27 protein-coding genes are annotated in these 26,979 nt (G+C 68.8%); 10 read left to right on the top strand and 17 right to left on the bottom strand.

Translation table 11 applies throughout. The annotated features are described in order from the left end of the window. Nucleotides 1-33: 33 nt before the first annotated feature. From CLV54_RS00470 to CLV54_RS00485, 4 genes are read right to left on the bottom strand one after another with little or no spacing between them, the layout of a single operon-like run. The gene (locus CLV54_RS00470) at nucleotides 34-549 is read right to left on the bottom strand and encodes a DUF1707 SHOCT-like domain-containing protein (protein ID WP_100343003.1); all 516 of its coding nucleotides are present in this window, start codon (nucleotides 547-549) and stop codon (nucleotides 34-36) included. A gap of 58 nt (nucleotides 550-607) precedes the next feature. Next, nucleotides 608-997: a fluoride efflux transporter CrcB gene (gene crcB, locus CLV54_RS00475; protein ID WP_100343004.1), complete on the bottom strand. Its 390-nt coding sequence runs from the start codon at nucleotides 995-997 to the stop codon at nucleotides 608-610. After that, the gene (locus tag CLV54_RS00480; protein ID WP_100343005.1) at nucleotides 994-1,437 is read right to left on the bottom strand and encodes a fluoride efflux transporter FluC; all 444 of its coding nucleotides are present in this window, start codon (nucleotides 1,435-1,437) and stop codon (nucleotides 994-996) included. Before CLV54_RS00480 ends, crcB begins: the two co-directional genes overlap by 4 nt. Next, nucleotides 1,434-1,949: a universal stress protein gene (locus CLV54_RS00485; RefSeq protein WP_100343006.1), complete on the bottom strand. Its 516-nt coding sequence runs from the start codon at nucleotides 1,947-1,949 to the stop codon at nucleotides 1,434-1,436. The genes CLV54_RS00480 and CLV54_RS00485 overlap by 4 nt, the downstream gene beginning before the upstream one ends. Before the next feature lie 110 nt (nucleotides 1,950-2,059). On the opposite strand from CLV54_RS00485, the gene CLV54_RS00490 reads away from it, so the two are divergent. Both CLV54_RS00490 and CLV54_RS00495 read left to right on the top strand, forming a co-directional pair. Then, entirely contained in the window at nucleotides 2,060-2,944 is an 885-nt protein-coding gene (locus tag CLV54_RS00490; RefSeq protein ID WP_100343007.1) for an SDR family oxidoreductase, read from the top strand. A gap of 48 nt (nucleotides 2,945-2,992) precedes the next feature. After that, nucleotides 2,993-3,259, top strand: a complete 267-nt coding sequence (locus CLV54_RS00495; RefSeq protein WP_100343008.1) for a DUF7218 family protein — start codon at nucleotides 2,993-2,995, stop codon at nucleotides 3,257-3,259. A gap of 111 nt (nucleotides 3,260-3,370) precedes the next feature. On the opposite strand, the gene CLV54_RS00500 is transcribed toward CLV54_RS00495, so the two are convergent. From CLV54_RS00500 to CLV54_RS00510, 4 genes are all read right to left on the bottom strand, one after another. Further along, nucleotides 3,371-3,844 carry an SRPBCC family protein gene (locus tag CLV54_RS00500; protein WP_100343009.1) on the bottom strand — a complete coding sequence of 158 codons (474 nt, stop codon included), beginning with the start codon at nucleotides 3,842-3,844 and terminating at the stop codon, nucleotides 3,371-3,373. A 115-nt stretch (nucleotides 3,845-3,959) separates the two neighbouring features. Next, nucleotides 3,960-4,235, bottom strand: a complete 276-nt coding sequence (locus CLV54_RS00505) for a hypothetical protein (RefSeq protein WP_100343010.1) — start codon at nucleotides 4,233-4,235, stop codon at nucleotides 3,960-3,962. A gap of 29 nt (nucleotides 4,236-4,264) precedes the next feature. Next, nucleotides 4,265-4,420 (bottom strand): hypothetical protein, encoded by a 156-nt coding sequence (locus tag CLV54_RS17320; protein ID WP_157802742.1) that lies wholly within the window; start codon nucleotides 4,418-4,420, stop codon nucleotides 4,265-4,267. 138 nt (nucleotides 4,421-4,558) lie between these two features. Beyond that, nucleotides 4,559-5,353: an oxidoreductase gene (locus CLV54_RS00510; RefSeq protein WP_100343011.1), complete on the bottom strand. Its 795-nt coding sequence runs from the start codon at nucleotides 5,351-5,353 to the stop codon at nucleotides 4,559-4,561. Nucleotides 5,354-5,601: 248 nt separating this feature from the next. Between CLV54_RS00510 and CLV54_RS00515 the strand changes: the two genes are divergently transcribed. The 3 genes from CLV54_RS00515 to CLV54_RS00525 all read left to right on the top strand — a co-directional run bounded on the left by CLV54_RS00515 (nucleotide 5,602) and on the right by CLV54_RS00525 (nucleotide 7,037). After that, entirely contained in the window at nucleotides 5,602-5,910 is a 309-nt protein-coding gene (locus CLV54_RS00515; RefSeq protein WP_100343012.1) for a DUF7882 family protein, read from the top strand. 85 nt (nucleotides 5,911-5,995) lie between these two features. Then, a complete protein-coding gene (locus tag CLV54_RS00520) occupies nucleotides 5,996-6,241 on the top strand; it encodes a PLDc N-terminal domain-containing protein (protein WP_100343013.1) in 246 nt (81 codons plus the stop codon). 238 nt (nucleotides 6,242-6,479) lie between these two features. Beyond that, nucleotides 6,480-7,037, top strand: a complete 558-nt coding sequence (locus CLV54_RS00525; protein ID WP_170061929.1) for a TetR/AcrR family transcriptional regulator — start codon at nucleotides 6,480-6,482, stop codon at nucleotides 7,035-7,037. A 6-nt stretch (nucleotides 7,038-7,043) separates the two neighbouring features. Here CLV54_RS00525 and CLV54_RS00530 read toward each other — a convergent pair whose 3' ends face one another. Beyond that, the gene (locus CLV54_RS00530) at nucleotides 7,044-8,063 is read right to left on the bottom strand and encodes an SDR family NAD(P)-dependent oxidoreductase (RefSeq protein ID WP_100343014.1); all 1,020 of its coding nucleotides are present in this window, start codon (nucleotides 8,061-8,063) and stop codon (nucleotides 7,044-7,046) included. Nucleotides 8,064-8,185: 122 nt separating this feature from the next. Beyond that, the gene (locus CLV54_RS00535) at nucleotides 8,186-8,845 is read right to left on the bottom strand and encodes a DUF4386 domain-containing protein (protein WP_100343015.1); all 660 of its coding nucleotides are present in this window, start codon (nucleotides 8,843-8,845) and stop codon (nucleotides 8,186-8,188) included. A gap of 103 nt (nucleotides 8,846-8,948) precedes the next feature. Between CLV54_RS00535 and CLV54_RS00540 the strand changes: the two genes are divergently transcribed. Next, entirely contained in the window at nucleotides 8,949-9,659 is a 711-nt protein-coding gene (locus CLV54_RS00540) for a TetR/AcrR family transcriptional regulator (RefSeq protein ID WP_100343016.1), read from the top strand. Nucleotides 9,660-9,762: 103 nt separating this feature from the next. Here the strand turns inward: CLV54_RS00540 and msrA are convergent, their stop codons facing one another. The 6 genes from msrA to CLV54_RS00570 all read right to left on the bottom strand — a co-directional run bounded on the left by msrA (nucleotide 9,763) and on the right by CLV54_RS00570 (nucleotide 14,611). Further along, nucleotides 9,763-10,281 (bottom strand): peptide-methionine (S)-S-oxide reductase MsrA, encoded by a 519-nt coding sequence (gene msrA, locus CLV54_RS00545; protein ID WP_100343017.1) that lies wholly within the window; start codon nucleotides 10,279-10,281, stop codon nucleotides 9,763-9,765. 2 nt (nucleotides 10,282-10,283) lie between these two features. Continuing rightward, entirely contained in the window at nucleotides 10,284-10,739 is a 456-nt protein-coding gene (msrB, locus tag CLV54_RS00550) for a peptide-methionine (R)-S-oxide reductase MsrB (RefSeq protein WP_100343018.1), read from the bottom strand. Between the two features lie 424 nt (nucleotides 10,740-11,163). Beyond that, entirely contained in the window at nucleotides 11,164-11,445 is a 282-nt protein-coding gene (locus CLV54_RS00555; RefSeq protein WP_100343019.1) for a DUF1905 domain-containing protein, read from the bottom strand. 84 nt (nucleotides 11,446-11,529) lie between these two features. After that, nucleotides 11,530-12,354 carry a carbohydrate ABC transporter permease gene (locus CLV54_RS00560; RefSeq protein ID WP_100343020.1) on the bottom strand — a complete coding sequence of 275 codons (825 nt, stop codon included), beginning with the start codon at nucleotides 12,352-12,354 and terminating at the stop codon, nucleotides 11,530-11,532. Nucleotides 12,355-12,356: 2 nt separating this feature from the next. Then, nucleotides 12,357-13,337, bottom strand: coding sequence for a carbohydrate ABC transporter permease (locus CLV54_RS00565; RefSeq protein ID WP_100343021.1), 981 nt, complete (start codon nucleotides 13,335-13,337; stop codon nucleotides 12,357-12,359). Between the two features lie 8 nt (nucleotides 13,338-13,345). Then, nucleotides 13,346-14,611, bottom strand: coding sequence for a sugar ABC transporter substrate-binding protein (locus tag CLV54_RS00570; protein ID WP_100343022.1), 1,266 nt, complete (start codon nucleotides 14,609-14,611; stop codon nucleotides 13,346-13,348). A gap of 200 nt (nucleotides 14,612-14,811) precedes the next feature. Between CLV54_RS00570 and CLV54_RS00575 the strand changes: the two genes are divergently transcribed. Together CLV54_RS00575 and CLV54_RS00580 are read left to right on the top strand one after the other, a co-directional pair. Then, nucleotides 14,812-16,356 (top strand): alpha-N-arabinofuranosidase, encoded by a 1,545-nt coding sequence (locus CLV54_RS00575; protein ID WP_100343023.1) that lies wholly within the window; start codon nucleotides 14,812-14,814, stop codon nucleotides 16,354-16,356. Nucleotides 16,357-16,359: 3 nt separating this feature from the next. After that, the gene (locus tag CLV54_RS00580; protein ID WP_157802743.1) at nucleotides 16,360-17,376 is read left to right on the top strand and encodes a LacI family DNA-binding transcriptional regulator; all 1,017 of its coding nucleotides are present in this window, start codon (nucleotides 16,360-16,362) and stop codon (nucleotides 17,374-17,376) included. A gap of 35 nt (nucleotides 17,377-17,411) precedes the next feature. Here the strand turns inward: CLV54_RS00580 and CLV54_RS00585 are convergent, their stop codons facing one another. After that, nucleotides 17,412-18,437: a LacI family DNA-binding transcriptional regulator gene (locus tag CLV54_RS00585; protein WP_100343025.1), complete on the bottom strand. Its 1,026-nt coding sequence runs from the start codon at nucleotides 18,435-18,437 to the stop codon at nucleotides 17,412-17,414. 287 nt (nucleotides 18,438-18,724) lie between these two features. Between CLV54_RS00585 and CLV54_RS00590 the strand changes: the two genes are divergently transcribed. Further along, nucleotides 18,725-20,578, top strand: coding sequence for a glycoside hydrolase family 127 protein (locus CLV54_RS00590; protein WP_245861190.1), 1,854 nt, complete (start codon nucleotides 18,725-18,727; stop codon nucleotides 20,576-20,578). Nucleotides 20,579-20,647: 69 nt separating this feature from the next. Beyond that, nucleotides 20,648-26,740: a DUF5695 domain-containing protein gene (locus CLV54_RS18080; RefSeq protein WP_157802744.1), complete on the top strand. Its 6,093-nt coding sequence runs from the start codon at nucleotides 20,648-20,650 to the stop codon at nucleotides 26,738-26,740. The last annotated feature ends 239 nt before the right edge of the window (nucleotides 26,741-26,979 follow it).

Consider the following 26,979-nt stretch of genomic DNA (forward strand, 5'->3'; position numbering starts at 1 on the left):
ATGGGCGGGTCTCCTTCTAGGCGGTGGGCGTGTCTAGCGATCGCGGCCGCGGTCACGATCGCTTCCGAAGCCGTATACGACGATACCCGCCACGGGCACGAGCAGGAACCACAACCAGCTCCAGGCCCACCCTCCCGCATACCCGGTGAGCAGGAAGAGCGCGAGGGCGACGAAGGGGATGATCGACACGACCACCACGCCGCCGCGGCCGCCCCAGGGGGCACGGCCGCCGCGCCGGTCGCCGTATCCGTCGTCGGATGCCGGGGCGCCGTAGGGAGGCACGGCCGCTCCCGCGTACGGAGGCGGGGGTGCGGGCGCCGGGGTCGCCGACGCCGCGGGCGCGAGGGGCGGGACGGGCAGATCGGCGAAGAGCGGCTCGAGATCGCCTCGTGTGACGGCCTGACGCGCCGCGGCCGAACGCTGGGTGTATTCATCCGTCGTGATGCGGCCCGCACCGAGTTGCTCGCTCAACCGCGCGACCGCCTCGTCGCGCTCCGCGTTGCTCAGTCGCAGCTCTGCGCCGCCGGTCGATGCTGAATCGCTCGTCATCGTTACATTGTCGCGCGGATGCCGCCGCGCCCACCAGTGCCACGGCGCACGAGTCCGCTCACGCCGCGGCGGCCAGCGCGAGCCCGGCCCACAGCCCGCCCGCCGCCAGCAGCACCGCCCCGAGGAGCATGCCGAGGCCGTTGACCGTCGCCTCGCGGTAGCGGCGCTGCTGGACGAGCCGCACCGTCTCGAGGCTCGCCGTGCTGAACGTCGTGTAGCCGCCCAGGAAACCGCCGCCGAGCACCAGACGCCACTCCTCGGCCACGAGCCCACCGAGGGCGAGACCCGTGAGGAACCCCAGCAGCAGCGAGCCGCTCAGGTTGATGACCATGGTGCCGAGGGGGAAGCCCCCGGAGAGCCTCGACCGCACGACGCCGTCGACGAGAAGCCGGGCGACCGAGCCGATCCCCCCGGCCACCGCGATGGCCAGGAAGAGCAGAGGGGTCACGAATCGCTCGCGCTCTGCGAGCCGTGCTGCCGCGGCATCCGCTGGATCGCGGAGCCGACGACGATTCCGAGCGCGGTTGCGAGCGCCCCGATCACGATCGTGGCGAGCGAGTAGCCGATCGCGGCGAACGGCTGGCCGTCGTGGAGGAGCACGGCCGTGTCGGTCGCGAGCGCGCTGTAGGTCGTGAAGCCGCCGAGCACGCCCGTTCCGAGCAGCAGGCGGATGCCGCGGCGCCGACCCTCGTCGGGCCCCCGCCGCACGAGCGCCTCGAGCAGCACCCCGAGCAGGAACGCCCCGACGATGTTGATGCCGAAGATCGCGACCGGAACGCCTCCGATCGCGGGGATGCTCAGCGAGAGCGCCTCACGGGCGGCGGTGCCGAACGCGCCGCCGAGCGCGACGAGACCGATCGACGACCACCGGAGGTGGACCGGCCTCACGCGCCCTCGTCCCACGGCCACGGCTGGTCGCTGCCGACCGGTGCGAGCGGGATGACGATGACCGGGCGACGCTGATGATGCGCGAGGCGCACGGCCACCGAGCCGGTGAAGAACTCCTGCATGGTCGCCACGAAACCGGGCTCACGGGTACCCACGACGATGGCCACGGCGTCGAGCTCCTCGGCCAGCTTGCCGAGCTCGGTCGCCGGGTCGCCCGCGACCTCGCGCACATCCCAGCTCGAGGGCGAGCCGAGCATGATCTCGCCGATGCGCCGCCGCATCTCGGAGTCGAAGCGCAGCTCGGCCGGGTCGAAGACCTCGGGGTCGAGCGGCATGCCCACGAGCGAGCCGTCCATGCTGTCGACGAACGAGTACCTCGCGGCGTCGACATTGGCGAACAGGATGCCGGCTCCCCAGAGCTCCGCGAAAGTGCGGGCCTGGCTCACCACGGCCTCGAAATGACCGGGCACGATGCCGACGAGAAGCATGGTCGCCGTCTGCGAATTGTTCATGGGACACCCCTGACTCGATTATGGCACCAGCACCCCTCCCGGCCTAGCTCCACACGAGGCGGATGTCCACCCCCTCGACGCCGTTCGCAGGCGCTCCTACAGTAGGCCTCATGAGCGACGGAAGCGTCGAGGACCCCACCACGAGATACCGCACGGAGGGCTTCCCCCGACAGGAACAGGATCAGCCGGGCCACACTTCGCACATGCATCCGGAGCCCGACCACGGCGAGCACAGCTATCGCGGCTCGGGCAGGCTGCACGACCGCCACGCCCTCATCACGGGCGGCGACTCCGGCATCGGCCGTGCGGTCGCGATCGCCTTCGCGCGCGAGGGGGCGGATGTCGCGATCTCCTACCTGCCCGAGGAGCAGGAGGACGCCGAGGAGACCGCCGAGTGGATCGAGCAGGCCGGCCGCAGCTCCCTGCTGCTGCCCGGCGACGCCCGCGACGAGGACTACTGCGCGCAGCTCGTCTCGCGCACGGTCGAGGCGTTCGGCGGCCTCGACGTCCTCGTGCTCAACGCCGCGTACCAGGAGAACCGCGACGGGGTCGAGAACCTCGCCACGGAGGAGTTCGACCGCGTCTTCCGCACCAACCTGTACTCGACCCTCTGGATCACGCGCGCCGCGCTCCCCCAGCTGGCGCCCGGATCGTCGATCATCACGACCTCCTCGATCCAGGCCACGAACCCGTCACCGGCGCTCATCGACTACGCGATGACGAAGGCCGCGCTGGTGGCCTTCACGAAGGCTCTGGCCGCGGATGTCGGGGAGCGCGGCATCCGCGTCAACGCCGTCGCCCCGGGGCCGATCTGGACTCCGCTCATCCCCGCGACCTCCTGGCCCGACAAGCTGCCGAGCTTCGGACAGGACACCCCGCTCGGCCGGGCCGGCCAGCCCGCCGAGCTCGCGCCCGCCTACGTGTTCCTCGCGTCATCCGAGGCCTCGTACGTATCGGGGGCGGTGCTCCCGGTCACGGGCGGCAGGGGCTTCTAGGGCGTCCGCGGCACGACAGTCACGAAGTCACGACGAAAGGAGAACACCATGCCCGGTGCCAAGAACTCCCGGCTGAAGGATCCGAAGCTCTACGAGGAGCTGCGCGACGACGGCGCGTCGAAGGAGAAGGCGGCGCGCATCTCCAACGCTGCGGCGAAGAAGGGGCGCGGCGCGATCGGCAGGAAGGGCGGCGAGTCGGGCTCCTACGACGACTGGTCGGTCGCCGATCTCAAGAAGCGCGCGAAAGAACTCGGCCTGACCGGCTACTCCTCGAAGAGGAAGAGCGAGCTCGTCTCGGCGCTGCGCGACCACTGAGACAACGCCCACGGACAGCGCGCGCGTCGGTGACACGCCCCGGCGTCGCGTGCATGACCCGCCCGGGCTCCTGAGCGCAGAGGCCCGGGCGCGCGTTCGCGACGGGCCGGCTCAGCGGCCCGTCGCGTCGGGTTCGCGCGGGATCTCGCCCCGCCATGCTCCCGACTCCGAGCCGTTCGACTCGATGAGGTGCTTGAAGTCCTCGAGGTCGCGGTCGATCTGGATGTCGTCGATCTGGAGCACCTCGCCCGCCTTCTCGACGAAGCCCTGCGGCTTCCACTCGATCTCGAGGCGAATGCGCGTGCTCTCGTCGTCGAGGCGATGGAAGGTCACGACGCCGGCGTGCGTCTCGCCGTCGGTGCTCTTCCAGGCGATGCGCTCATCCGGCGTCTGCTCGGTGATCGTCGCGTCGAACTCGCGTTCGACTCCCGCGATCTTCACCGTCCAGTGGGTGTCGTGGTCCCCGTGCTGGACGACCTCATCGACCCCTCCCATAAAACGCGGGAAGCTCTCGAACTGCGTCCACTGGTTGTAGACGGTGCTGATGGGGGCGTTGACATCGATCTCGCTTCTGACGGTACCCATGGTCGGACTGCCTTTCGTTCCTCGGATGGATCGTGCGGACGCCTTCGACGCTATGCCGGCGCGCCTGGATATTCGAGGGGTTGACAGCCGATCCGGAGCGCAGGGGCCACGGCCCCTACGGGGCTCCCCGCTCGTCGAGCACCTCGTTGACGAGCGCCCGCACGAGCCCCTCCCAGTCGGAGCCCTGCGGATGGTCGGAGAGGTCGCCGTCGCGATGGATGCCGTAGACCGGCTCGTGCTCCTCGCCCTCGGGCGAGACGATCGTGAGGTGGCCGATCCGCGTGCCCGTGGCATCCGTGATCGCCCAGGCCCGGGTGGAGGTGCGCACGAGGCTGAACGTCTCGTCGCGATGCTCGATCTCGACGCGTCCGTCGAGAGTGTGCGCGTTCATGATCCTTGCGTCCTTTCGTCCGCGTGTTGTCAGGCGGGCCCTCCCGACGCCGTGTCCTCCTCGGTCTCGGGGTCGTGGTGGGCCTGCTGCGACGGCTCCTGCGTCGAGCCGTCCGCCGTCGCCTCGGATGCCGCGGCGTCGTCGTTCTCGTCGGTTCGGGCGTTCTCGTTCGTCGTGTCGTCCATCCCACCTACGCTAGGTCTCGCTTCGCCGGGGCGTCAGGGGGTTGACAGCGCGCGCGACGTCGCGATCTCCGTGGACGCACGGGTCGAGGCGCTCGGGCGCCGAGCGCGACGCGCGTGCGAGCTGCAGCCTCATGAGGGCTACAGCGTCTTGATGAGTCCGCCGTCGATGAGGAAGTCCGACCCCGTCACGTTGCCGGCGCGGTCGCTCGCGAGCAGGAGCACGAGGTCGGCGACCTCCGAGGCCTCGGTGAAGCGGCCCGTCGAGAAGCCGCCCTGGCTCGCGATGATGTTCTTCTTGGCGGTCTCGAAGTCGACGCCCGTCGCCTTCGCCACCGTCGCCGCGACGCCCGTCTCGCCCAGCCACAGCGGGGTGGCCACGGGGCCGGGGCTGATCGTGTTGAAGCGCAGGTTCTGGGCGCCGTACTCCTTCGACAACGACTTGGAGAGGTTCCAGACGGCGGCTTTGACGGCCGAGTAGTCGAGCACACCCGGGTCGGGCAGGAAGGCGTTGACCGACCCGATCGTGACGACGTTGCCGCCGCCGCGCGCGAGCAGCTCGGGGATGGCGGCGCGGGTCGTGCGCACGGCCGCCATGAGGCTCAGGTTGATCGTGCTCAGCCACTCCTCGTCGCTGATGGAGAGGAAGCCCTCGGTGCGCGGCGTCACGGCTCCCACGTTGTTGACCAGGATGTCGAAGCCGCCGAAATGCGCGGCCCTGCTCACGAGCTCGGCGGGGCCCTCGGGCGTCGAGAGGTCGACGCTCACCGCGAGCACCGCGTCGGTCTTCGCGAGTTCCGCCAGCTCGCCGCCGATGCCGCGCGCGCCGGCGACGACCCGGGCGCCCTCCTCGACGAGCGCCTTCGTGACGGCGAGCCCGATGCCCTTGCTCGCGCCCGTGACGACCGCGACCTTGCCCTCGAGATGCAGATCCATTCCGTTGCCTCGTCCACGACCCTCCGCGTCGCTGTGAGCCGATGCCCCGCGATCGCCGTCCTGCGGCCGACGCTAGCGCCACGAGCCGCGAATGTCGAGCGATCCGTCACAGGAGCGCCGGGTCATCCGCCGCCTGAAAATCCCCCCTGATCGGGCAGCTCCTCACCGAACGGCCGTGCTCCGCCCGTCCGCTCCCCGACTAGGATTCAGGTAGCGGACGGATGTTCTTAATCTGAGGAGGTCGTGTCATGGGAGTTCTCGTCTACAACGGTGAACAGTTTGCTTTCGACGATCGTCTGCTCTCGCACCTCAAGCTCGTGATGGTGCAGAAGATGCGGCGCGACGAGGGCTTCCTGCTGTCGTGGAGCTACTCGCTGGAGCAGGGCTCGGGCCGCAGCTCGATCTGGATCCACGGCGGTGCCAATCTGCATTTCCGCTTCGACGGCAGCCGGCCCGCCACGCTCAACAAGGAGTGGATGGACCGGATGATCATCGCCACCCACACGACCGGAGGGCTCGTGCTCGAGGCGGTTCCCGAGGAGCCGCGAACCGAATAGCCGCCGCCCGCCCGCCGCCCGGGCGCTGGCGCGTTCGGGCGGACAGGCGTAGCGTGAAGATCCGGACGAGCTCAGGGGGCGCATCATGGACGCGAACGTCATCGGCACGGTGATCTGGATCACGGTAGCGGCAGTGGCTGGCGCCGCCCTCGTGGGCTTCATCGTCTTCGCGCTCGTCGACGTGCTGCGCACGACGACCATCAGCTCGGCCGCGCGCCTGATCTGGGCGGCCGTCGTGGTTCTCGCCCCGCTGCTCGGAACCGCGGCCTGGTACCTCGTCGGCCAGCGCACCCCCGAGCTCGAGCGCTCGCTGCGCGCCTTCGCCCGCTGACCTTCGGCCGAGTTTCGCGAGCTGAATCTCAAGCATCGCGAGTAGATCCCCGAAGAACGGTTGCAAACGGCCAGCGCTCCACAGCGTTCCATGACATTCGCGGTGCGGCAGTAGGGCTGCTCGAAAAGAACAGCCGAAGTCGTCGGCACCGTGCACCTGCACGTTGCCTCGGCTGACGCATCCTGGGCGATGAGCCCGCGGATGCGAGGCACGCGGCGGATCGGATTAGGCTGCGGATATGAGCTCCCCTGAGAACAAGCCGGGCAGCCGCGAAGCCATCCGGTCGAATGCGCAGCGGCTGTTCGCGGAACGCGGCTATGCGGGGACCCCCCTGCGCGACATCGCCCGCGACGCCGGCGTCGACCCGGCCATGATCATCCGTCACTTCACGTCGAAGCAGCAGCTCTTCCTCGAGACCATGCAGCTCGACCTCGACCACGACGTGCTGCTCACCGCGCCCATCGACACACTCGGCGAGGCCTTCATCGACTACCAGCTGCGTGCGGGCACGGCCGTTCGCGACGTCTTCCTCGCCCTCATCAGGGCGAGCGACAGCGAGGATGTCGCCTCCCGCCTCCGGGAGGCGCACGAGGAGTTCTTCGTGGGCCCTCTGCGGCAGCGCCTCTCGGGCGACGACGCCGAACTGCGCGCCCGGCTGGCCGCCGCACTCGTGGGCGGCATGCTCTACAGCCTGTGGGTGGTCGGCGACGACCAGCTCGCCGCCGCCGACCACCGGGAGCTCGTGCGGCGCTACGGCCGTCTGCTCCAGGAGCTGATCACGCCCTCGGAGGCGTGACCGGTCTTACTGAACCGACCAGCCGCCATCCGAGGGCAGCACGACGCCGTTGAGATTGGTGCCGTCGTCGCTCAGCAGGAAGGTGATGGATGCCGCGAGCTGAGCAGACTCGGCGACGGGCGGGATCGTCTGCATCATCGGGCCGAGGCGCTCCTGGCCGAGCTCGGAGGCGAAGCTCGCCTGGATATTGGTCATCACCGGTCCCGGCGCCACGGCGTTGACGCGGATGCCGCGCCGCGCGTACATGAACGCCGAGCTCTTGGTGATGCCCACGACGGCGTGCTTCGAGGCCGTGTAGGCGAGACCGGCGGCCGAGCCGCGCAGAGCCGCCTCGGAGGCGACGTTGACGACGGAGCCGCGACCGCGCTCGAGCATGAGCGGCAGCACGGCGCGCGTGAGACGGAACATGCCGTCGACGTTCACGGCGAAGACGCGCTCCCAGACCGCGTCGGACACCTCGTGCAGGGGCGTCATGTCGTCCATGATGCCGGCGACGTTGGCGAGGCCGTCGACCCGGCCGCCCGCAGCGGCGACGATGCGCTCGACGTCGTCGGGCCGGGTGATGTCTCCGGTCACGGCGATCACGGTGCCCTCGGGGAACTCGGCCGTGAGCTCCTCGAGACGCGGGGCCGCGATGTCGACGGCGACGACGGTGCCGCCCTCGCGCGCGATGCGGGATGCCGTGGCCCGGCCGATGCCGGAGCCCGCGCCCGTGACGATGACGGTCTGGCCCGCGAAGCGATCGGGCACGATGCGCTCCACCCAGCCGGCGGCGTCCTCTCCGTCGTCGTCCGGGATCACCCCGCCGTTCGCCGTCGCGACGAGGTCGTCGATCACCTGCTGGGGCATGGCACCCTGGCTCATCGCGACGAGTCGCTCGAGAGCGAGATCGCGCACGGGCTGGAGCGACGAGGCATCCTGCCCGCCTGCCGCGAGCAGTTCACCCAGGAGCGGGCCTCCGACGGGGTGATCGAGCCAGACGCCGATCGAGGTCGTGCCGGTGAGCGGCTTGTCGTTCTGTGCCATGAGGGTCCTTCCCGAAGGGGCATCGGAGCCCCCGACGATTGATTACGCGTCGAGTCTGCGCCCTTCGTGCGATGAAGTCAACTAAGTTGACTTCGAGTTGGCTGAGCCCCTGCGCGCTCGGGTCAGGCGGCGACCCTCCCGGCCATGAGCGTTGCCAGCGGCTCGGCGCGAAAGCCTTTGACGACCAGCCAGAGGCCCAGCGAGATCTCCCACAGAGCGATCGGCAGGGCGGCGACACCGGCCACGGCCGACACCTGACCGGTGACGCCGAAGAGCGAGGCGATGGCCGAGGCGATCAGCAGAGGGGCGCCGACGAGCCCCACGAGAGGGATGACCCTCGGCACCAGCCTCGAGCGGTAGAGGAGGTAGCCCAGGCACAGGGCATTCGCAGCGGGAATCAGGCCCGGGCCGATCAGGAAGGCGCCGTCGTGGATCGCGACGAGCCCGGGCGCTGCCGCGCCGGTGACGCGCGCGAGGGCGAGCATGGCGATCACGCCGCTGAGGACGAGCCCGGACTCCAGCGTTCGCGCGACCACGAAGCCCAGAGCCGCGGTCTCACCCTGCCTGCGGACGACGGGGTAGAGCACAACGGCCGTGCCGACGCAGGCAGCGGCGAGGACCACCTCGAGCAGCGCCGCCCAGGTGAGCGCGGCCGACCCTCCGGCGGCCGATGCGGGGTCGCTCAGAACCGGCGCTTTCAGAGCGAGTGCGGGAATCGAGGTGACCACGGTGAGCAGATAGAGGCCCCCGGCGATGCGGGCGGCGCGCTGTGGGTGCGGCACGGGAATCCTTCCGGTCGAGACGATAGGTATACTGTGTATACCCGCCAAGGAGCAGCCTAGGTGTACGATGTAAACCTGTCAAGCGCGGCACGGGGAGGTGGCGATGGCCGAGAACGCGACGTCGGCACGCCCGGCTCTGACACGCGGGCGTGCGTGCGCGGCGGGCGTCGCCCTGGCCGATGTCGAGGGCATCGACGCGGTGAGCATGCGCAACCTCGCCGCGAGGCTCGAGGTTTCACCGATGGCCCTCTACAAGCACGTGCGTGACAAGGAGGATCTGCTCGGCGGCATGATCGACATCGTGATCGCCTCGTACGACACCCCGCGACCCGGCGTCGACTGGAAGCAGGGGGTGCGCGCCCGCATCCTCTCAGCCAGGCGCGCCCTGCTCCAGCACCCCTGGGCGCGTCGCGTGATCGAGGCGAGCACCACCAGGACCCCGACGGTGCTCGCCTACATGGATTCCCTGGCGGGCATGTTCATGGCGGGCGGGCTCTCGGTCGACCTCACCCACCACGCCATGCACGCCCTCGGCCACCGCATCTGGGGCTTCAGCCCCGAGGCGTTCGACGATCCCGACGCACTCGCCGTGCCGGATGACCCCGCGGAGCAGGAGGCGATGCTCCGTCACGTGAGCGAGACCTACCCGCACATCCTCGCGATCGCCCTCGGCAACACCGACGCCTCCGGTGCCCCCGGATCGGGCTGCGACGAGCAGTCCGAGTTCGAGTTCACACTCGATCTCCTCCTCGACGCCTTCGACAGGCTTCACGCCGCCGGCTGGAGCTCGCGACAGACCGTCCTCCGGTCGTGATCCCGCCCATCAGTCGGCCGAACACGATGTCGGGGTGACGGCGTCGTACACGAACGGCCCATCACCGTGGAGGTGACGGGCCGTTCGTGGTCGGGGCAGCGCGCTAGTTGGCGAGCTGCCCCTCGCGGTGCGGGAGCTTCCAGCCCGGGCGCACGTAGTGGCAGGTGTACCCGGCCGGGTACTTCTCGAGGTAGTCCTGGTGCTCCTCCTCGGCCTCCCAGAAGTCGCCGGCGGGCTCCACCTCGGTGACGACCGTGCCGGGCCAGAGACCCGAGGCGTCGACATCCGCGATGGTGTCGAGCGCGACGCGCTTCTGCTCGTCGTTCGTGTAGAAGATCGCCGAGCGGTAGCTGCGCCCGATGTCGTTGCCCTGGCGGTCCTTCGTCGACGGGTCGTGGATCTGGAAGAAGAACTCCAGCAGATCGCGGTAGGAGATCAGCGAGGGGTCGAAGACGATCTCGACGGCCTCGGCATGGTCGCCGTGGTTGCGGTACGTGGCGTTGGGGGTGTCGCCACCGGAGTAGCCGACGCGTGTGGAGATGACCCCGGGGCGACGGCGCAGCAGCTGCTGCGCCCCCCAGAAACATCCGCCGGCGAGGATCGCGGTCTCAGTCGTGGCCATGGTCAGGCCTCCTTCGTGTCGAACAGGCTGCGGTAGTCACCGTAGCCCTGGCTCTCCAGCTCGTCCAGGGGGATGAACCGAAGGGCCGCGGAATTGATGCAGTAGCGCAGGCCGCCGTCCTCGACGGGGCCGTCGTCGAACAGGTGGCCGAGGTGGCTGTCGCCGTTGGCGGAACGGACCTCGGTGCGCACCATCCCGAAGGTCTTGTCGTCGTGCCGCACGACGTTCGCGGGGTTGATCGGCCGCGTGAAGCTCGGCCACCCGGAGTTGCTGTCGTACTTGTCGGTGGACGCGAACAGCGGCTCGCCCGAGACGATGTCGACGTAGATGCCGTCGTCGTGGTTGTCCCAGAACTCATTGCGGAAGGCCGGCTCTGTCGCGCTCTTCTGCGTCACGGCGTACTGCTGCGGAGTGAGCTGCGAGATCGCGGTCGGATCCTTACGGTACTCGGTAGTCATTGGATCATGCTCCTTGGGTTGTGCCGCTGGCTGCGACACTCAACCAATAGAACAGCGGTGCGGAGCGAAAAGTTCCCCGCAGACCCCGCCCATGCTGAGGGTTCGCTGGGAGTCTCCGCGGTGGTGAGGACTCCCACGGGCCTAGCCGTGAGCCGTGAGCCGTGAGCCGTGAGCCGTGAGCCGTGAGCCGTGAGCCGTGAGCCGTGAGCCGTGAGCCAGCGTCGCGCGGTAGACGCCCTGCCCGACCTCGGACGGGACCTTCAGCAGCAGGGCGGCGCCGCGGCCGTCGTGCCGCCGCCGGCCTCGACGACACTCGGCGTCCAGCCCAGGTACGTGCTGTCGCACGACCCGCAGCCTGTCGTCGAGCAGCGCGAACCCTCGCGGATGACGGGATGCGCTCAGGAGCCGCTGGGGAGAGGTCGTCTCACTGTCGTTTGGTGACGGTGACCTGAACCGTGTCGCCGATCTCCTTGCCGAGGCTCTTGCGCACCTTCGCGCTCAACGACAGCATGTGGCCGCCCGTCCCCGTGACCATGGCGCCGACGTTCTCGAGCGCCACGGCATCCACGACGGCGTCGACTCGAACGCTCCGGCCGGTGCCGAAGAACTCCACGGAGTCCGGGATCTCGACGCAGTTCCACATCTCGCCCTTGATGTCGACTCCGATTCGAGTCTCGAAAGAAATCCGGTTCGCGCCCTCACTCATGGTCAACAAGATAACTGTCCCCTGAGTGGACGCAAAACGGGGGTGCAGAGTCGATTGCACCCCCGTTTTGCGCCCACTCGCGAGCTACTTCACCGCCCCGAGGGTGAGGCCCGTGCGCAGGAGGCGGTAGCTGAACACGTACACGACGAACACGGGGATCGAGGAGACGACCGCGAAGGCCATCATGCTCGGCCAGTCGATGCCGAACGCCCCCGCCTGCTGGGCGATGAGCGCGCTCATCGGGTACTTGTCCGGCGACAGCATAAACGTGATGCCGTACAGGAACTCGCCCCAGGCCACCAGGAAGATGATCGAGCTGACGGTGAGGATGCCGTTGCGCGCCAGCGGGAGCCCGATCGAGAAGAACGCGCGCAGCGTCCGGGCTCCGTCGATGCGGCTCGCCTCGTCGATCGCGACGGGGATCGAGCCGAAGAACGGCCGTAGCAGCAGCACTGCCCACGGCAGCAGCATCGAGGCATCCGCGAGGACGAGGCCGAGGTTCGTGTCGAGCAGACCCCATTGCGCGAGCACCCAGAACAGCGGGATGAGGTTCGCGGTCTGCGGGATCATCTGCAGGATCACCAGGAGCGCGAGCACGGGCACGACGATCCGGCTCGTGAAACGCGCGAGTGCATAGGCGGCGGGGATCGCGAACGCGAGGCACACCACGGTGGTGCAGACGGCGATGATCGCCGACTGACGCATGGAGATGCCCAGCTGGGGGTCGGCGAAAGCGGCGAAATACGCGTCGAAGGTGGGCGTGAACAGCAGCGAGGCCTGCGACGACAGCACCTCCGACTGGCTCTTCAGCGAGGTGAGCACGATCCACAGCAGGGGGAGGCCGTACACGAGATACAGCACGATTCGGAACCCGAATGCCACGGGCTCACGGCGACGACGCACCGACATCCTCACACCGCCTCTTCGTTGCGCCGCACATCGCGGGCGTAGACCAGGGCGAAGACGATCACGACCGCCAGTGCCAGGAGGGCGGTGGCCGCCCCGCTGCCGTAATCGAGCTTCTGGAAGGCCTGTGCATAGGCCAGGTAGGGCAGGGTCGCCGACGACGTGCCCGGCCCGCCCGACGTCATGACGTAGATGAAGTCGAAGCTGCGGAACGCGTAGACGATCGTCAGCACGGTGAGCACCGTCGCCGCCGAGCGCGCGTGCGGGGCCAGGATGTAGCGGATGCGGTGTCGCGGGCGGGCGCCGTCGACCTCCGCCGCTTCCAGCACCGACTCGTCGACGCTCAGGAGCGCCGCCCGGAAGATGAGCGCGTTGAACGGGACGACGGCCCACGCATTGACCAGAGCGACCGACCACAGCGCGAACGCCGGATCGTAGAGGAAGCCGATCCCGTCGGTGGTCAGATGCAGCGACCGCAGCACCTCGTTCACGAGCCCGTGGTCGCCCAGCAGGAACTTCCAGATCGAGCCGTTGATGACCGGCGGCAGCGCCCAGACGAACACCATCATGCCGAGGAGGAAGGACCCGCCCCGGGTTCCGGACCACACCGACACGGCGACGGCGAAACCGCCGATCATCCCGATGATCGTGACGACGGCGACGAAGGCGAGCGTGTTTCCGACGACCTTCAGGAAGTCGGGGTTGGCGAAGAGGGCCGCGTAGTTGTCGAAGCCGACGAACTCCCAGTCGCGGTTGAGCGTCGCGCCGGTGACGCCGCTCACGCTCATACGGCCGAGCTGGAGGAGCGGCCACAGTGCGAGTGCCGCCAGGAGCACTCCGGCGGGGAGCGCGAGTGAGAGCCGGCGGTCCCCCGTGCGGAAGGGCCGCCGGCGCGGGGCCGCCCCCGCCGGGCCGAAGCCCGGCGAGGACGGCGTGCGACGCTGGCGAGGAGTGCTCGCGAGTGGTGCCGTGGAGCCACCTGCCATGGGAGACGTCAGCCCTTCAGCAGCGGGACCAGCTGCGTGATCAGGTCGTCGGCGAGCTGATCGGGCGTGCCCTCACCGGCGATCGCCTTGCTCCAGAAGTCGCCGACGAGTCCTTCGACCGCGTTGACGTTCTTCGACGGGACATCCGGGCTCGGCGACGGCCGGCCCTGGTCCTGCACGATCTGGGCGAAGACGCTCAGGATGGGGTCGCCGCTGATCTCCGGCGAGGATGCCGCGTCGCTGCGGGTCGGCATGGCCCCGAAGCCCTTCAGCAGCGCCAGCTCGCCATCCGTGGAGAAGAAGGTCTGCTCGAGGAACTCCTCGGCGAGATCCTTGTGCTCCGAGAAGGCGCCGACGTTCTGCACCTCGCCGCCGAGGAGCACGCCGCCCTCGGAGCTGATCGGCAGCGGGGCGACCCCGTACTCGAAGCCGGCCTCCTGCGCCGCCGTGATCTGCCAGTTGCCGTTGACCGCGAACAGCGACGACCCCGAGGCGAACTCCTGGAAGGGGATCGTCTGATCCCACGTCGTGGCCTCCTTCGACAGGTAGCCGTTCGTCACCCAGTCCTGGAGCATCGTGTAGGTCTCGGCCATGGGCTCCGCCTGCGCGTCGCCGTAGCTGAAGCCGTTGGAGGTGAACCACGGGAAACCCTGCCACTGGCTCTCCAGGCCCGGCTTCCCGGTCAGGGTGATGCCCTGCTTGCCGGCGGCCGCGGCCTTGGCCATGTCGGCCTCGAGCTCGTCGATCGTCGTCGGCGGCGCGTCGATGCCGAGTTCGGTCATCACGTCCTGGTTGTACCAGAGGCCGAGGAGGTTGACGAAGCCCTGCACGCCGTAGAGCGTGCCGTCGACCTTCTGCATCGCGCCCTCGGGGAACTGGTCGGCGTCCTCGAAGTCGGAGAACCAGTCCATCGGCTCGATCGCGCCCGCCTGGGACAGGTCGTAGGTGCCGGATGCGCCGAACACGAGCACGTCGGGGCCGGTCTTGGCGCCGGCGGAGGTGACCGCCTTCGTGGTCATCTGATCGACGGGCACGTACTGGTAGTCGACCGTCACGTTCGGGTGCGTCTTCGTGAACGAGTCGGCCATCTCCTCGAGCGTGGCGACCTGGCCGTCGGTGTTGTAGTAGTGCCACACCGTGAGAGTCACGGGTTCGTCTGGCGAACCGGTGTCTCCGCCGCTGCCGCTGCTGCCGGAGCAGCCGGTGAGTGCAAGCGCGACGGCGACGCCGGCTGCAGCCACGCCGATCATCGCCCGGGGACGAATGTGCTTCATTGCGATACGCCTCTCTGCTAAGGGTCCGAGCCTGAGTGAATTTCATCGATGAACTTCCACTTATGCAGACTCGCCTATCTGGCATGATGCCCACCGAAAAGCATTTCGTCAAGAAGAAATCCAGAACTATTCGATGAGGATGTCGAACTTGACATCGGAGCATTCTCTCTCGTACGGTTCACATCAACTTCACCGATGAAATGAGGGCATCGACCGTGCATCACTTGCGTCCGACCGCCGATCCCGCCGCGAGCGATCACGTCGGAATCACTCTCGGGCCCGCCGTCGGCACGGCGTCGCCCCGTCTCTTCGGCTCGTTCGTCGAGCACCTCGGCCGCGGCGTGTACGGCGGCATCTACGAGCCGGGGCACCCGTCGGCGACCTCCGAGGGCTTCCGCGGCGACGTGCTGGAGCTGGTGCGCGAGCTCGGCGTGACGGTGGTGCGCTACCCCGGCGGAAACTTCGTCTCCGGCTACGACTGGCGCGACGGCGTCGGACCCCGCGATCGGCGTCCCTCCCGGCTCGACCTCGCCTGGAAGTCGATCGAGACGAACGAGTTCGGCACCGACGAGTTCGCGGCCTGGTGCCGGGCGGCCGGCGTCGAGCCGATGCTCGCCATCAACCTCGGCCTCGGCGACACCGCGTCCGCCGTACGGCTGCTCGAGTACACGAACCACCCGAGCGGCACCGAGCTCTCCGACGAGCGGGTGGCCAACGGCTCCCCCGAGCCCCACGACGTGCGGCTGTGGTGCCTCGGCAACGAGCTCGACGGCCCGTGGCAGCTCGGGCACCGCACAGCGGAGGGCTATGCCGAGATCGCCGCGGTGACGGCATCCGCCATGCGTATGTTCGATCCCGAGCTCGAGCTCGTGGCGGTCGGCAGCTCGAACGCCGAGATGCCGACCTTCGGAGCCTGGGAGCAGACCGTGCTCGAGCGCACCGCCGGGCTCGTCGACTTCCTGTCGTGCCACATCTACTTCTACGAAGACGACGACCTCGGCGCCTTCCTGCGCTCGGCGCGTGTGCTCGACGGGTTCCTCGAGAAGGTGGATGCCGTCATCCGGCACGTCAAAGCCACCCAGCCCGACGCGCGCGACGTGAAGATCAGCCTCGACGAATGGAACGTGTGGGATCACCGCGAGTACGGCGGGATCGCGTCGCGACCGGGGTTCGAGATCGCGCCACGCCTGCTCGAGGTCGACTACACCGTCGCCGACGCGGTCGTCGTCGGGTCGCTGCTGCAGAGCATCCTCACGCACTGCGACATCGTCACGATCGCCGCGATGGCGCAGCTGGTGAACGTGATCGGCCCGATCCGCGCCGAGCCGGGCACGCCCGCCTGGCGGCAGACCATCTTCCACCCGTTCGCCGCCGCCGCACGCAGCGCGGGCCACACCGTGATCTCCACCCGGACGGACGCGGCCGACACAGCCGACGGCGCCGACACGGTCGCCACCGTGACCCAGAGCGCAGACGGCACGGCGGTCGAGGTGATGCTCACCAACCGCTCGCCCGAGCGGTCGGCCGACGTCGACCTCGACCTGCGCTCGCTGGCTCCCGATGCCGTGGAATCGGCGCAGTTGCTCTGGGATCCCGACGCCCACGCCTCGAACACCGCCGACGATCGCGACCGCGTCGTGCTGCGCCCCGTGCCCGCCGTGCTCGGTGAGGGACGCCTGCGACTGTCGTTGCCGCCCGTATCATGGGCCGCAGTCCGCCTCAGCTGCCGACCGAACGGGGGATAGCGCGTGCCGAAGTCGATACCGAGCGTCACGATGGCAGATGTCGGCGCGCGCGCCGGTGTCACCGCGCGCACGGTGTCGAACGTGTTGTCGGGAAGCATCGCGGTGCGGCCCGAGACACGCGATCGTGTGCTGCGCGCCGTCGACGAACTCGGCTACCGGTTGAACACCTCGGCACGGAGCCTCCGCACGGGCCGCACCGGCAGCATCACCCTCGCCATCCCCGACCTCGGCATCGACTACTTCAGCGATCTCGCCAGCCGCATCATGGCGGAGGCCGAACGGCACGGATGGGCGGTGGTGATCGAGCAGACCGGCGCACGCCGGGCCACCGAGCTCGCCATCCTGTCGGGCGCTCAGCGGCAGCACTCCGACGGCCTCATCTTCCAGCCCCACGCCCTCGGGCCGGGCGACGAACGGCACCTCATCGGCAACGACCGCCTCGTGATCCTGGGCGATCGCATCTTCCACGCCCCTGTCGACCACGTGACGATGGCCAACACCGAGGCGGCCGCGATGGCGACCAGCTACCTGCTCGACCGCGGACGACGCCGCATCGCCGCGATCGGCACGAATCCGGATGTGAGCACGGTCAGTGCCGCATCCCTCCGCCTCGACGGCTACCGGCAGGCACTGACCGCGGCGGGCCTCCCCGTGCGCGACGACTACGTCGTCGTGGCCCAGGACTGGCACCTGCGCGACGGCGCGGCGGGAATGGCACGGCTCCTCGCGCTTCCCGAGCCGCCCGACGCCGTGTTCTGCTTCAACGACACGCTCGCCTTCGGCGCACTGCACGCCCTCGCCGCACGCGGGCTCCGGGCACCGGACGACATCGCGCTGATCGGCTTCGACAACGTGCCGATGGCGGAGTTCTCGGTGCCGGCACTGACGACGGTCGAACCGGGCACCGGCGAGATAGCCAAGCACGCCGTGGATCTGCTGGCCGCGCGCGTCGAGGGGCGGGCGGGCGAGCCGACCGAGTTCTTCGCCGACTTCTCACTCGTCGTGCGCCGCTCGGCCTGAATGCCGGCTGCTCCTCGGCACGGCGACGCCGCCGGCTACTGTCGCGCGATCGTCGATCCGCGGATGACGAGCCGCACCGGCAGATGGTACGTTCCCTCGCCGATGTCGACGCCGTCGATCGCGTCGAACACCCTCTGCGCGGCCTGACGGCCCAGCTGCTGCAGATTGGCGTCGATGCTCGTGAGCTCCGGTCGGGAGTTCCGCGCGAGCACCTCCCAGTTGTCGTAGCCGATGACCGCGAGGTCGTCGGGCACCGTGCGGCCGAAGTCGCGGGCGGTGTCGAGCACGCCCCGGGCGATCTGGTCCGACCCGCAGAAGATCGCGTCGACATCCGGATGCCGCTGCAGCACCATCGCGGCGGCGTCCCTGCCCCAGTGCTCGGTCCACATCGAGAACATCGGCTCTCCCACGAGCTCGAGCCCCGCGCGGGCGAGAGCGGCGTGCGCGCCGGCGAGGCGGTCCTGTGCGGCGGCGTACGACGGATCCCCCGAGATGTGCGCGATGCGGGTGCGTCCGCACGAGATCAGGTGCTCCACGGCGAGACGCCCGCCGGCGTAGTTGTCGGGGGTGAGCGAGAGATCGCGGGGATCGTCGGACGGCGAGTAGGCGTAGACCACCGGCACCGGCAGATCCTGACCCAGCGAGGGGCGCGGGTCGGTCTGACGCCCGACGACGATGATCCCGTCGACCCGCCGGCTGAGCAGCGCCTTCAGGTGGTGCTGCTCGCGGATCGCGTCGCCGCGGGCGTCGCAGAGGAAGACGTTCACCTGGCCGGCGCCGAACGCATCCTCCGCGCCCATGAGGATGGGGATCATAAAGCGGCCCTCGAGGTCGCTCGTCAGCACCCCGACCGTGCCCGTGCGGCCGGCCAGGAGCCCGCGAGCCATCGGGTTCGGGGTGAACGCGAGCGCGTCGGCGGCCTCGAGCACACGGGCCCGGGTGGCAGGCGCGACATCCTCTCTGCCGTTGAGCGCTTTCGAGGCGGTCGCGATCGAGACCCCCGCGCTGCGCGCGACGTCGCTCAGCGTCACCGTGCGACCGGGACCCTCATTATTCGACATAGCGCCCTCCTTTACTGAAACGCTATCGCCAAAACATCTTGACGCGCCGCATGCTGTGACGATACCGTGCCGAAAGGGCTTTCGGTCTTTTCGAAAATCCGTTCCACCGCAGAGCCGCGACGGGATGTGTCACACACGACCCGGCCCGCTCGACGACGAGCACGAGGAGTCACGTACAGACGATGCAGGTATCTTCACAATCCCCGACCTCCCCTGCAGCGCCGCTCGCCGGCGTGGCGGTCCACCACACGCTCGACGTCCGATCGGTGCGCCTGACGTCCGGTCCGATGGCCGATTGGCAGGCCCTGAACGCCGCGGCGACGATCCCGCACTGCATCGTCCAGCTGGAGCCGTCCGGAGTGCTCGCCAACTTCCGCCGCGCCGCCGGAGAGGAGACCGGCGGCCATCAGGGGATGGTGTTCGCCGACTCCGACCTCTACAAGGTGATCGAGGCCGTCGCCTGGGAGATCGCACGGACGGGCACCCGGCGGTTCGACCTCTGGCTCGACGAGGTGATCGCCCTGATCGGGCGGGCGCAGGAGCCCTCCGGGTACCTGCACACCTGGACCCAGCTCCGGCAGCCGGAGAAGAAGTGGGCCGAGATGGAGTGGACCCACGAGCTGTACGTGCTCGGCCACCTCATCCAGGCTGCGGTCGCGCTCGATCGTGCCGCCGGGCGTTCCGACCTGCTGGAGATCGCGCAGCGGTTCGCCGACCTGGTGTGGGACGAGTTCGGCCCCGACGGCCGCGACGGCATCTGCGGGCACCCGGAGATCGAGACGGCCCTGGTCGAGCTCCACCGCCACACCGGCGACGACCGCTACCTGATCCTGGCCGGCCGCATGATCGACCTCCGCGGCCACGGGCTCCTGCCGGTGGGTCTGCTGGGCGCCAAGTACTTCCAGGATCACACCCCGGTGCGGGAGTCGGACAGCGCGGCGGGTCATGCGGTGCGGCAGCTCTACCTGAACGCCGGCGCGACCGACGTCTATCTCGAGACCGGAGACGCCTCGCTGCTGACAGCGATGGATGCCCAGTGGGACAGCGTGCACGACCGCAAGATGTACCTCTCGGGAGCTTTCGGGGCCCACCACAAAGACGAGGGCTTCGGCGAGGACTACGAGCTGCCCAGCGACCGGGCCTACGCCGAGACCTGCGCCACGATCGCCGACCTGCACTGGGCCTGGCGGATGCTGCTGGCCGGCGGCTCAGCGGGGCCGGCGGCCTACGCCTCCGTGATGGAGCGCGAGGTGCACAACGCCCTGGCCGCCTCGATCGACGCCACCGGAACCCGGTTCTTCTACGCGAACCCGCTCCAGCAGCGGCCCGACAAGGTCTCCGAGGACGCCGCTCCCCGGGAGCGGGCCCCCTGGTACCCCTGCGCGTGCTGCCCGCCGAACATCGCCCGGGCGGTCGCCCAGTTCGGGGCCTACGTGGCCTCGTCGACGGCGGACACCCTGTGGCTGCACCAGCTCGCCGGCGCCGAGATCGACCTGCCGGCCCACCTCGGAACGGGAGTGCTGCGGGTGGCGACCGGCTACCCGCTCACCGCCGGCATCGAGCTCGTCGTCGACGGCGCACCCGCCCCGGGCGCCATCCTGGCCGTGCGGATCCCGGAATGGTCCGCCGGTTCCCTGCTGGTCGCACCCGACGGCGAACACGCGGTCGACGCCGACGGGTACGCACGAGCACCCCTGGTGGCCGGTGGCAGATACCGGCTCGACCTCGATCTGACGCCACGTCTCATCCGTGCCCACCACCGCGTCGACGCGCTCCGCGGCACCCTGGCGCTCCAGCGGGGGCCGGTCGTGTACTGCGTGGAGCAGGCCGATCTGCCGGCGGGCCCGGCGGTCGACGATCTGATCCTGCTGCCGGATGAGGGCATCGGCAGCAACGCCGATGGCACGCTCACCCTGACGTGCACGGTGGCCAGCGAAGAGCCGCTGTACACCGCGAACGGGGAGGCCGTGCACACATCGGCCTCCCCCGTCACCGCCGTCCCGTTCGCCACCTGGGGAAACCGTGCCCCGGGGGCCATGCGGGTCTGGTTGCCTGCGCACTGGTGGGAGACCCGCCAGATTGCCGACGGACAACTTTTTGCTGAGATCGCACGCCCTAATAAACCTAAGGAGGCGCAATAAATGCAAGGAAAGCTCGTATCACGGCGGCTAGTGGCTCTAGCCGTCGCATCAGTGCTGGCACTCTCTCTCGTGACCGCCACGGAGATGACGGCATCCGCCGCTGAGACATCCGCGGCCGACACATCCGCGGCCACCGAACTGGCCGGACTGAACCGACAGACCATCGACTATGTGGGGATACCCAAGAACGCCACAGAGGCCACCGCGTTGCAGCTCATCGGAGAGCAGGCGACGAAGGCCGTCGACCCGGACTACACGGTCGTAGCCCGCAAGCAGGGCACCGCAGCGCTGAGCCTGACCATCGGATCGCGGCCGCTCACCACGATCCGGTTCGACGTGACCAACAAGAACGACGCATCCGACACCGCGTCGAGCTCCTCCAACGCCACCGTCGACGTGACCGTCGGCGCCGTCGACGAGATCCGCAACGACAACTTCTACCTGAACGTCGGCGAGCTGGGCAACATCCGCGACATGCGGATCGAGAACAACGCGACGACCTTCACGAGGGAGTCCGACGGCGCCGTGAGCTACGACGCGAGCCCGAACTTCGTGCTGCCGGTCGATGAAGGCGGCAGAGGCTCGAACGCCTACCACGAGTGGATGGGCGAGCTGATCTTCGCCACCCGCAGCGCCGACACGGTGGACGGCCTCGACAGCCAGCCCTTCGTGGAGCAGGACACCAACCGCACCCTGGCCCAGGGCGGCTCGACCACCGCGCTGAACGCGACGCTGGGCGGCGCCATGGACCAGTACGTCCGCAGGACGGCTGATGAGAACTCGATCACCACGAAGTTCATCGGCGGCCCCGTCGACGGCAGCGGCCCGGCGCCCACCCGCGAGGTGGGCACGGTCATGCGCGGCTTCGACGCGACATCCAAGTTCTCCACCGACACCGACGACGGCTCGCTGCTCTGGGAGGTCTCGGTCGAGAACAAGAGCGACAAGGTCATCGAGTTCGGCGACATCGGCCTGCCGATGCCGTGGAACGACCGGTACACCTCCACCGCGACGTCCTACACCGAGCGCGTGACCTCGCAGTACTTCGCCGGCCTCGACAGCGGCTACTCCTACGCGATGCGCCCCAGCGGCGAGGGCAACTTCGTGCTCATGACCCCGGTGCCGGAATCCGGTGCCCGGATCGAGTACGTCGACCGCTGGCTCAGCACCTTCAACTCCAGCGTGAACACCATGCGCGGCCCGGGCAACGGCTCCGCCTCCTCCATCCGCGCCTGGACGGCCGACGGCACCAGCACGAGCGGCAACGCCTGGCAGCCCGGTCTCGAGGTGCAGTACATCCACTCGAAGAACATCCGCCAGCTGACCGGCGCCGCCTACAGCCCGGACTACTCGAGCCTGGTTCTCGAGCCGGGCGCGAGCAAGACCTACCAGTTGAAGTTCCACGCCATCCGCGCGGGGGACAACTCGCCCACGGTCAGCCCGAACACCACCGGCAACGGCATGCAGGAGAAAGAGGAGAACTACCGTTCGACCCTCTACAAGACCGGCATCATCGACGCCATGGCGGTTCCCAGCTTCCAGCCGGTGATCAACATGCCGACGAAGCTCGACCTCCACTACGACCCCGCCAAGATCAAGGACGTCGAACTCCAGATCCAGACGGTCGACGAGAACGACCCGTGGGGCGATGAGCTCATCCCCGCGAAGAAGGGCGTCGCGCCGTACAACCTGGGCGACCCGAACCGCGTCAACAATGATCGCGGGCCTCGCACGACCCCGGAAGGCAATCCCGGCTACGTGAAGAAGATCACGCCGCCGACCGCCCCCGTGGTCGACGAGAAGGGCGAGTCCCACTTCGTCTACGGCCTCGAGTTCGACGCCATCGGCCCCACGAGCATCCCGGTGACCTACAAGCTCAAGGTGGGCGACACCTGGGTCGAGAAGAAGACCCAGTACGACTTCAACGTGCTGGCCGAGCTCGACCAGGCGACCGACACCCACTCCGACTTCATGGTCAACGAGCGGCAGTACAACGCACCGGAGAATCCGACCCTCCCCCAGGATGCCTGGGACGGCGCGTTCCTCGACACCTACCTGCACCTCGACGGCGTCGACGATCGCATGACCGAGGGAACGAGCGTCTCGCTCGGGCAGCAGTGGGACGACTGGGGCATGGACAACATCCTCTCCATCACCTACGAGAACGTGCTGAACCCCAAGGAGAACCAGGTTCAGGCGGTCGAGAAGTACCTGCTCGACTTCCTGTGGAACAACAAGAACCCGGTCACCGGCCAGGGCTACTTCATCCGCAGGACCAGCGACGAGTACCCGGCCGACGGATCGGGCTACAAGATCACGAACGTCTTCAACGGCATCAACGGCCTCGACTGGGCGGGTGCCGGCGGGCGGCGGTTCACGCAGAGCATGGCGTGGAACGCGTTCCTCGGCATGTACCAGGTCGAGAAGGCGTATCCGAACCTGACCGGGTACCGGGCCTCCCGCCTGGACTACCTGCGGATGGCCTACAGCATCTACGTCAAGGTCGGCCAGAGCGATCAGGGCACCTACGGCGAGCAGAACACCGCGCTCATGATCCAGGCCCTTCTCGACGAGGGCATGAACGTCGAGGCCCAGAACGTGATCAACCGGATCGCTCCGAGCGACACCGCGACATCCGGCAAGGGGTACAACTCGGCGAACGTGCGCTACCCGTACGGCTCCGAGTTCGTCTACGACAACACGGGTGAGGAGGGCATCTACGCCAACGACAAGGCGCTCATCACCTACCGGCCCGACCACACCCTGGTGAAGTCCGGCGACGCCGAGACCAAGCTGACCATGGTCGACATGGCGACCCGGGCGAAGCGCGGCTGGGTGCCCACCTGGTACCACTACGCCGACCCGGCCTTCATCGGCGGCAACAGCTGGTGGAACTTCCAGTACACCGCGTCCCTCGCGGGCTCCATCATGGACGACTACCTCCGGTACGAGAGCGATGCCAACGGTTTCACTCCCGAGCAGAGGGCTCTGGCGCAGCGTCTGAACTACGGCGCCAAGCTGTCCAACTTCAACTCCATCAACATGGGCCAGATCTCGTCCCGCCTGATCGGCACCACCTCGTGGCGCTACACGACCTACAAGGGCTCCTTCGGCTCGCAGAACGTCAACGACGGCAACGGAGGCGCCGAGTCGGGCGTCGACGGCTGGCAGGCACGCGCGCAGTACAACGGCTGGCAGAGCTACTCGGGCGAAGCCGACCTGGGGCTCTTCGGATCCCTCATGCGCATCAGCACCGACGTCGTCGGTCAGGACCCCGTCTTCGGCCTGTTCGCCTACGGCGGGCTCGTCGAGAAGAACGGCGCCGTCTACACGGTCCAGCCGCGTGACGGCTTCGGCAAGCGCCTGAACTTCCTGGACGAGACCCTCTACGTCGAGTTCCTGAACGACAGGTACAAGGAGGCCCGAGTGACGGATGACGCCTCGAGGCTCGAATTCGACCTCGAGCACATGCAGGCCGGGGAGCACGAGTCGCGGCTCACCTTCACGAGCGGCATGAAGCCCGGCGGATACCGGGTCAGCGTTGACGGCGTCCCCCAGCCCGACTCCGGCTTCGTCGTCGGCGCCGACGGCACGGGCAAGGTGAACGTGCGCGTCGCCGACAAGGCGATCGGCGAGACCTCGCTGGTCGTTCTCGAGCAGGATCCGACCGCGACGCCCGCGGCCCCCACGGTCACGACGAGCCTGAACACCCTGGGGCTCGACAAGGCCTACGTGAAGACGCCGTTCCTGCTGGAGGCGCTCGCCACCTACAACGGCACGGAGCCGGTCGACTACTCGTGGGAGATCGTGAACGCCCCGGAGGGCGCGACCCCCGCGATCGAGAACGACAACGCCGCGCTGCCCAGCATCCGCTTCTCGACGGATGTCGCCGGTGACTACGAGGCGAAGGTGACGGTCACCGTCAGAGGATCCTCGCCGGCCGTCCGGACGGAGGAGGCACTGGCGTTCACCGTCAGCGACTACGACGTCAGAGTGGACTCGGTGACGACGGACCCGGAGACCGTCTCGGTCTCCCAGACCGGCAGCCAGACGTTCACCGCGAACGTCACGGGCCAGTACCTCGACAAGTCCGAGCACGGCACCGCGGTCACCTGGTCGCTGGTGAACGCCGACGGCAAGGCGGCAGGCACCACGCTCTCCGCAGACGGTGTGCTCACCGTCGCCGCGAACGAGCCTCTGGAGCAGCTGACCGTCAGAGCGACATCGAAGCAGGATGACTCGAAGTTCGACGAGGCCACCGTGACGGTCGTCACCCCGGTGGTGAACGCGGTCGCGGTGGACCAGCCGCAATCCGCGGCGCAGGGCAAGTCACGCGTCCTGTCGGCGACGGTGAACGGCGACAACCTCACGGATGCGTCGAAGACCGTCACCTGGACGCTCGTCGACGCCGACGGAAAGGCGGCGGGCACGACCCTCACGGCGGCCGGCGGGCTCACCGTCGCCGCGGATGAGACCCTGACGAGCCTGAAGGTGAGGGCGACATCGACGCTGAACCCGGATGTGTCCGGCGAAGGCACCATCGAGATCACCGCACCCCCCGCGGCGCAGGATCTCACCCGGACCGCGGTCTACTCGGCCGCACAGGGCAATATCGCCAGGCTGACCGCCGATCCGAACGTCCGGCAGCAGACCAACACCCTGGACACGTACTACAACGCTGCCACGGGTGCCGGGATCGACAGGCCGGGCATCCTGACGCAGTACTCCAACGCGGGTGGCTGGGACGGGATCCTGCGCATCACCGACGGCGTCAAGAACCAGGCCGCCGGGAGCGCGTGGAACAACTGGGGCAGCCCGTACGGCATCGAGTCCAACCCGGTCTACGTCGTCCTGAACTGGGGTCAGCCCATGGTCGTCTCCGCGACCAGGGCCGAGTTCGTGACCGACGCCGCGAACGCCTCCGGTGCCGCCACCGCCGGCACGCAGGTTCCGGGCGGCGCCTATGTCGAGTACTGGGACGGCTCCGCGTGGCAGCGGATCACGGCCATGCACAGGCCGGCGGGTGCCACCGATGCCAACCCCATCGTGGGCGGCAACTTCGTGAACGACGCCGGATCGGGCAACAACGACAACTACGCGTGGGCCAACCGGCCGAACTGGAACATCGCCCAGTTCGACACCCCGGTGACGACCACGATGTTGCGGATGCGCCTGACCCAGCGTCAGACCGGGGCCAACAACAACGGCATCGGCATCAGCGAGTGGGAGGTGTTCGGCGAGAAGGCGGCGGCGTCTGAGTACACGGTCACCTACGACCTCAACTCCGGCACGGGAACCGCTCCGGCGCAGAGCCCGATCTTCGCGGGAACGAAGTTCGTGGCCGCGAGCATGCCCGCCGACGTCGTCGCTCCGAGCGGCACGGCCTTCAGGGAATGGAACGCGGCGGCCGACGGCTCCGGCGACTCCTATCCTGCGGGTGCCGTGGTCACTCAGCCGGCCGGCAACCTGACGCTCTACGCGCAGTGGGTCACCGTCGAGGCGCTGGCGAAGGCCATCGACGACGCCAAGGCTCTGGACGAGAAGCACTACCTGCCCTCGTCGTGGAGCACTCTGGCACCGGCCATCTCCGCCGCCGAGGCCGTGCTGCAGGATGCGAACTCCGGCAGGGCGGACCAGGCAGCGGTGGATGCCGCGACGGCGGCCCTGACCGACGTGGTCTCCGCGCTGGTGAGGCACCCGGACTGGAATGCCGCGACCGTCTACAACGCCGGTGGCACGGTCACCTACCAGGGCCACGTCTACGTGGCCCAGTGGTACACCAAGGGCCAGACGCCGGGCGACCCGAACGGCTCCTGGGTCGAGCTCGGCGAGCTGGTGCCCTCCGCCGGCGACGGCGTCCGCGCCTGGACGGCATCGGGGGTCTACAACGGCGGAGACGTCGTCGCATACAACGGCGGCGTCTACCAGGCCAAGTGGTACTCGCGGAACCAGGCGCCGGGCGATCCGAACGGCGCATGGTCCGAGCTGGGCGCCCTCGTGCCGGAGGCCGGAGACGGCATCCGGGCGTGGACGGCGACGACCGTCTACAACGGCGGCGAGGTCGTGGCCTACGGCGACCGCACCTGGCGGGCCCAGTGGTACAGCCGCAACAGCAAGCCGGCCGGCGGGAACGGAGCCTGGAAGGATCTGGGCGCGTACTGATCTGATAAGTACAGGCCTGCCCTCGGGGAAACCGCCCCGAGGGCAGGTCACCGCTTGAACGGATGCCCCGCTCCCGCGTCGTGCGGGGGCGGGGCATCCGTCCGCCGCCGGGCGCAGGCTGCCCGGACAGGATTCCCACGGATCATCCGCGGGAGCTGCGACAGCACCGTCGACGCCCCGGACAACGCGCCGCCGCCCGCCCCCGCAGCACCATCCGCCGATGGCACATGTCCGAGCGA

Source organism: Compostimonas suwonensis (genome assembly GCF_002797855.1).
In the GTDB taxonomy this organism is placed as follows: Bacteria; Actinomycetota; Actinomycetes; order Actinomycetales; family Microbacteriaceae; genus Compostimonas; species Compostimonas suwonensis.

Coding starts and splice junctions, on each gene's coding strand:
- CLV54_RS00575 (WP_100343023.1), top strand. CDS start 14,812: ATGAGGGCATCGACCGTGCATCACTTGCGTCCGACCGCCGATCCCGCC.
- CLV54_RS00560 (WP_100343020.1), bottom strand. CDS start 12,354: ATGTCGGTGCGTCGTCGCCGTGAGCCCGTGGCATTCGGGTTCCGAATC.
- CLV54_RS00540 (WP_100343016.1), top strand. CDS start 8,949: ATGGCCGAGAACGCGACGTCGGCACGCCCGGCTCTGACACGCGGGCGT.
- CLV54_RS00470 (WP_100343003.1), bottom strand. CDS start 549: ATGACGAGCGATTCAGCATCGACCGGCGGCGCAGAGCTGCGACTGAGC.
- CLV54_RS00570 (WP_100343022.1), bottom strand. CDS start 14,611: ATGAAGCACATTCGTCCCCGGGCGATGATCGGCGTGGCTGCAGCCGGC.
- CLV54_RS00520 (WP_100343013.1), top strand. CDS start 5,996: ATGGACGCGAACGTCATCGGCACGGTGATCTGGATCACGGTAGCGGCA.
- CLV54_RS00485 (WP_100343006.1), bottom strand. CDS start 1,949: ATGAACAATTCGCAGACGGCGACCATGCTTCTCGTCGGCATCGTGCCC.
- CLV54_RS00515 (WP_100343012.1), top strand. CDS start 5,602: ATGGGAGTTCTCGTCTACAACGGTGAACAGTTTGCTTTCGACGATCGT.
- CLV54_RS00505 (WP_100343010.1), bottom strand. CDS start 4,235: ATGAACGCGCACACTCTCGACGGACGCGTCGAGATCGAGCATCGCGAC.
- msrB (WP_100343018.1), bottom strand. CDS start 10,739: ATGACTACCGAGTACCGTAAGGATCCGACCGCGATCTCGCAGCTCACT.
- CLV54_RS00590 (WP_245861190.1), top strand. CDS start 18,725: ATGGCCGATTGGCAGGCCCTGAACGCCGCGGCGACGATCCCGCACTGC.
- CLV54_RS00525 (WP_170061929.1), top strand. CDS start 6,480: ATGAGCTCCCCTGAGAACAAGCCGGGCAGCCGCGAAGCCATCCGGTCG.
- CLV54_RS00510 (WP_100343011.1), bottom strand. CDS start 5,353: ATGGATCTGCATCTCGAGGGCAAGGTCGCGGTCGTCACGGGCGCGAGC.
- CLV54_RS00565 (WP_100343021.1), bottom strand. CDS start 13,337: ATGGCAGGTGGCTCCACGGCACCACTCGCGAGCACTCCTCGCCAGCGT.
- CLV54_RS00555 (WP_100343019.1), bottom strand. CDS start 11,445: ATGAGTGAGGGCGCGAACCGGATTTCTTTCGAGACTCGAATCGGAGTC.
- CLV54_RS17320 (WP_157802742.1), bottom strand. CDS start 4,420: ATGGACGACACGACGAACGAGAACGCCCGAACCGACGAGAACGACGAC.
- CLV54_RS00495 (WP_100343008.1), top strand. CDS start 2,993: ATGCCCGGTGCCAAGAACTCCCGGCTGAAGGATCCGAAGCTCTACGAG.
- CLV54_RS00585 (WP_100343025.1), bottom strand. CDS start 18,437: ATGTCGAATAATGAGGGTCCCGGTCGCACGGTGACGCTGAGCGACGTC.
- CLV54_RS00500 (WP_100343009.1), bottom strand. CDS start 3,844: ATGGGTACCGTCAGAAGCGAGATCGATGTCAACGCCCCCATCAGCACC.
- CLV54_RS00530 (WP_100343014.1), bottom strand. CDS start 8,063: ATGGCACAGAACGACAAGCCGCTCACCGGCACGACCTCGATCGGCGTC.
- msrA (WP_100343017.1), bottom strand. CDS start 10,281: ATGGCCACGACTGAGACCGCGATCCTCGCCGGCGGATGTTTCTGGGGG.
- CLV54_RS00490 (WP_100343007.1), top strand. CDS start 2,060: ATGAGCGACGGAAGCGTCGAGGACCCCACCACGAGATACCGCACGGAG.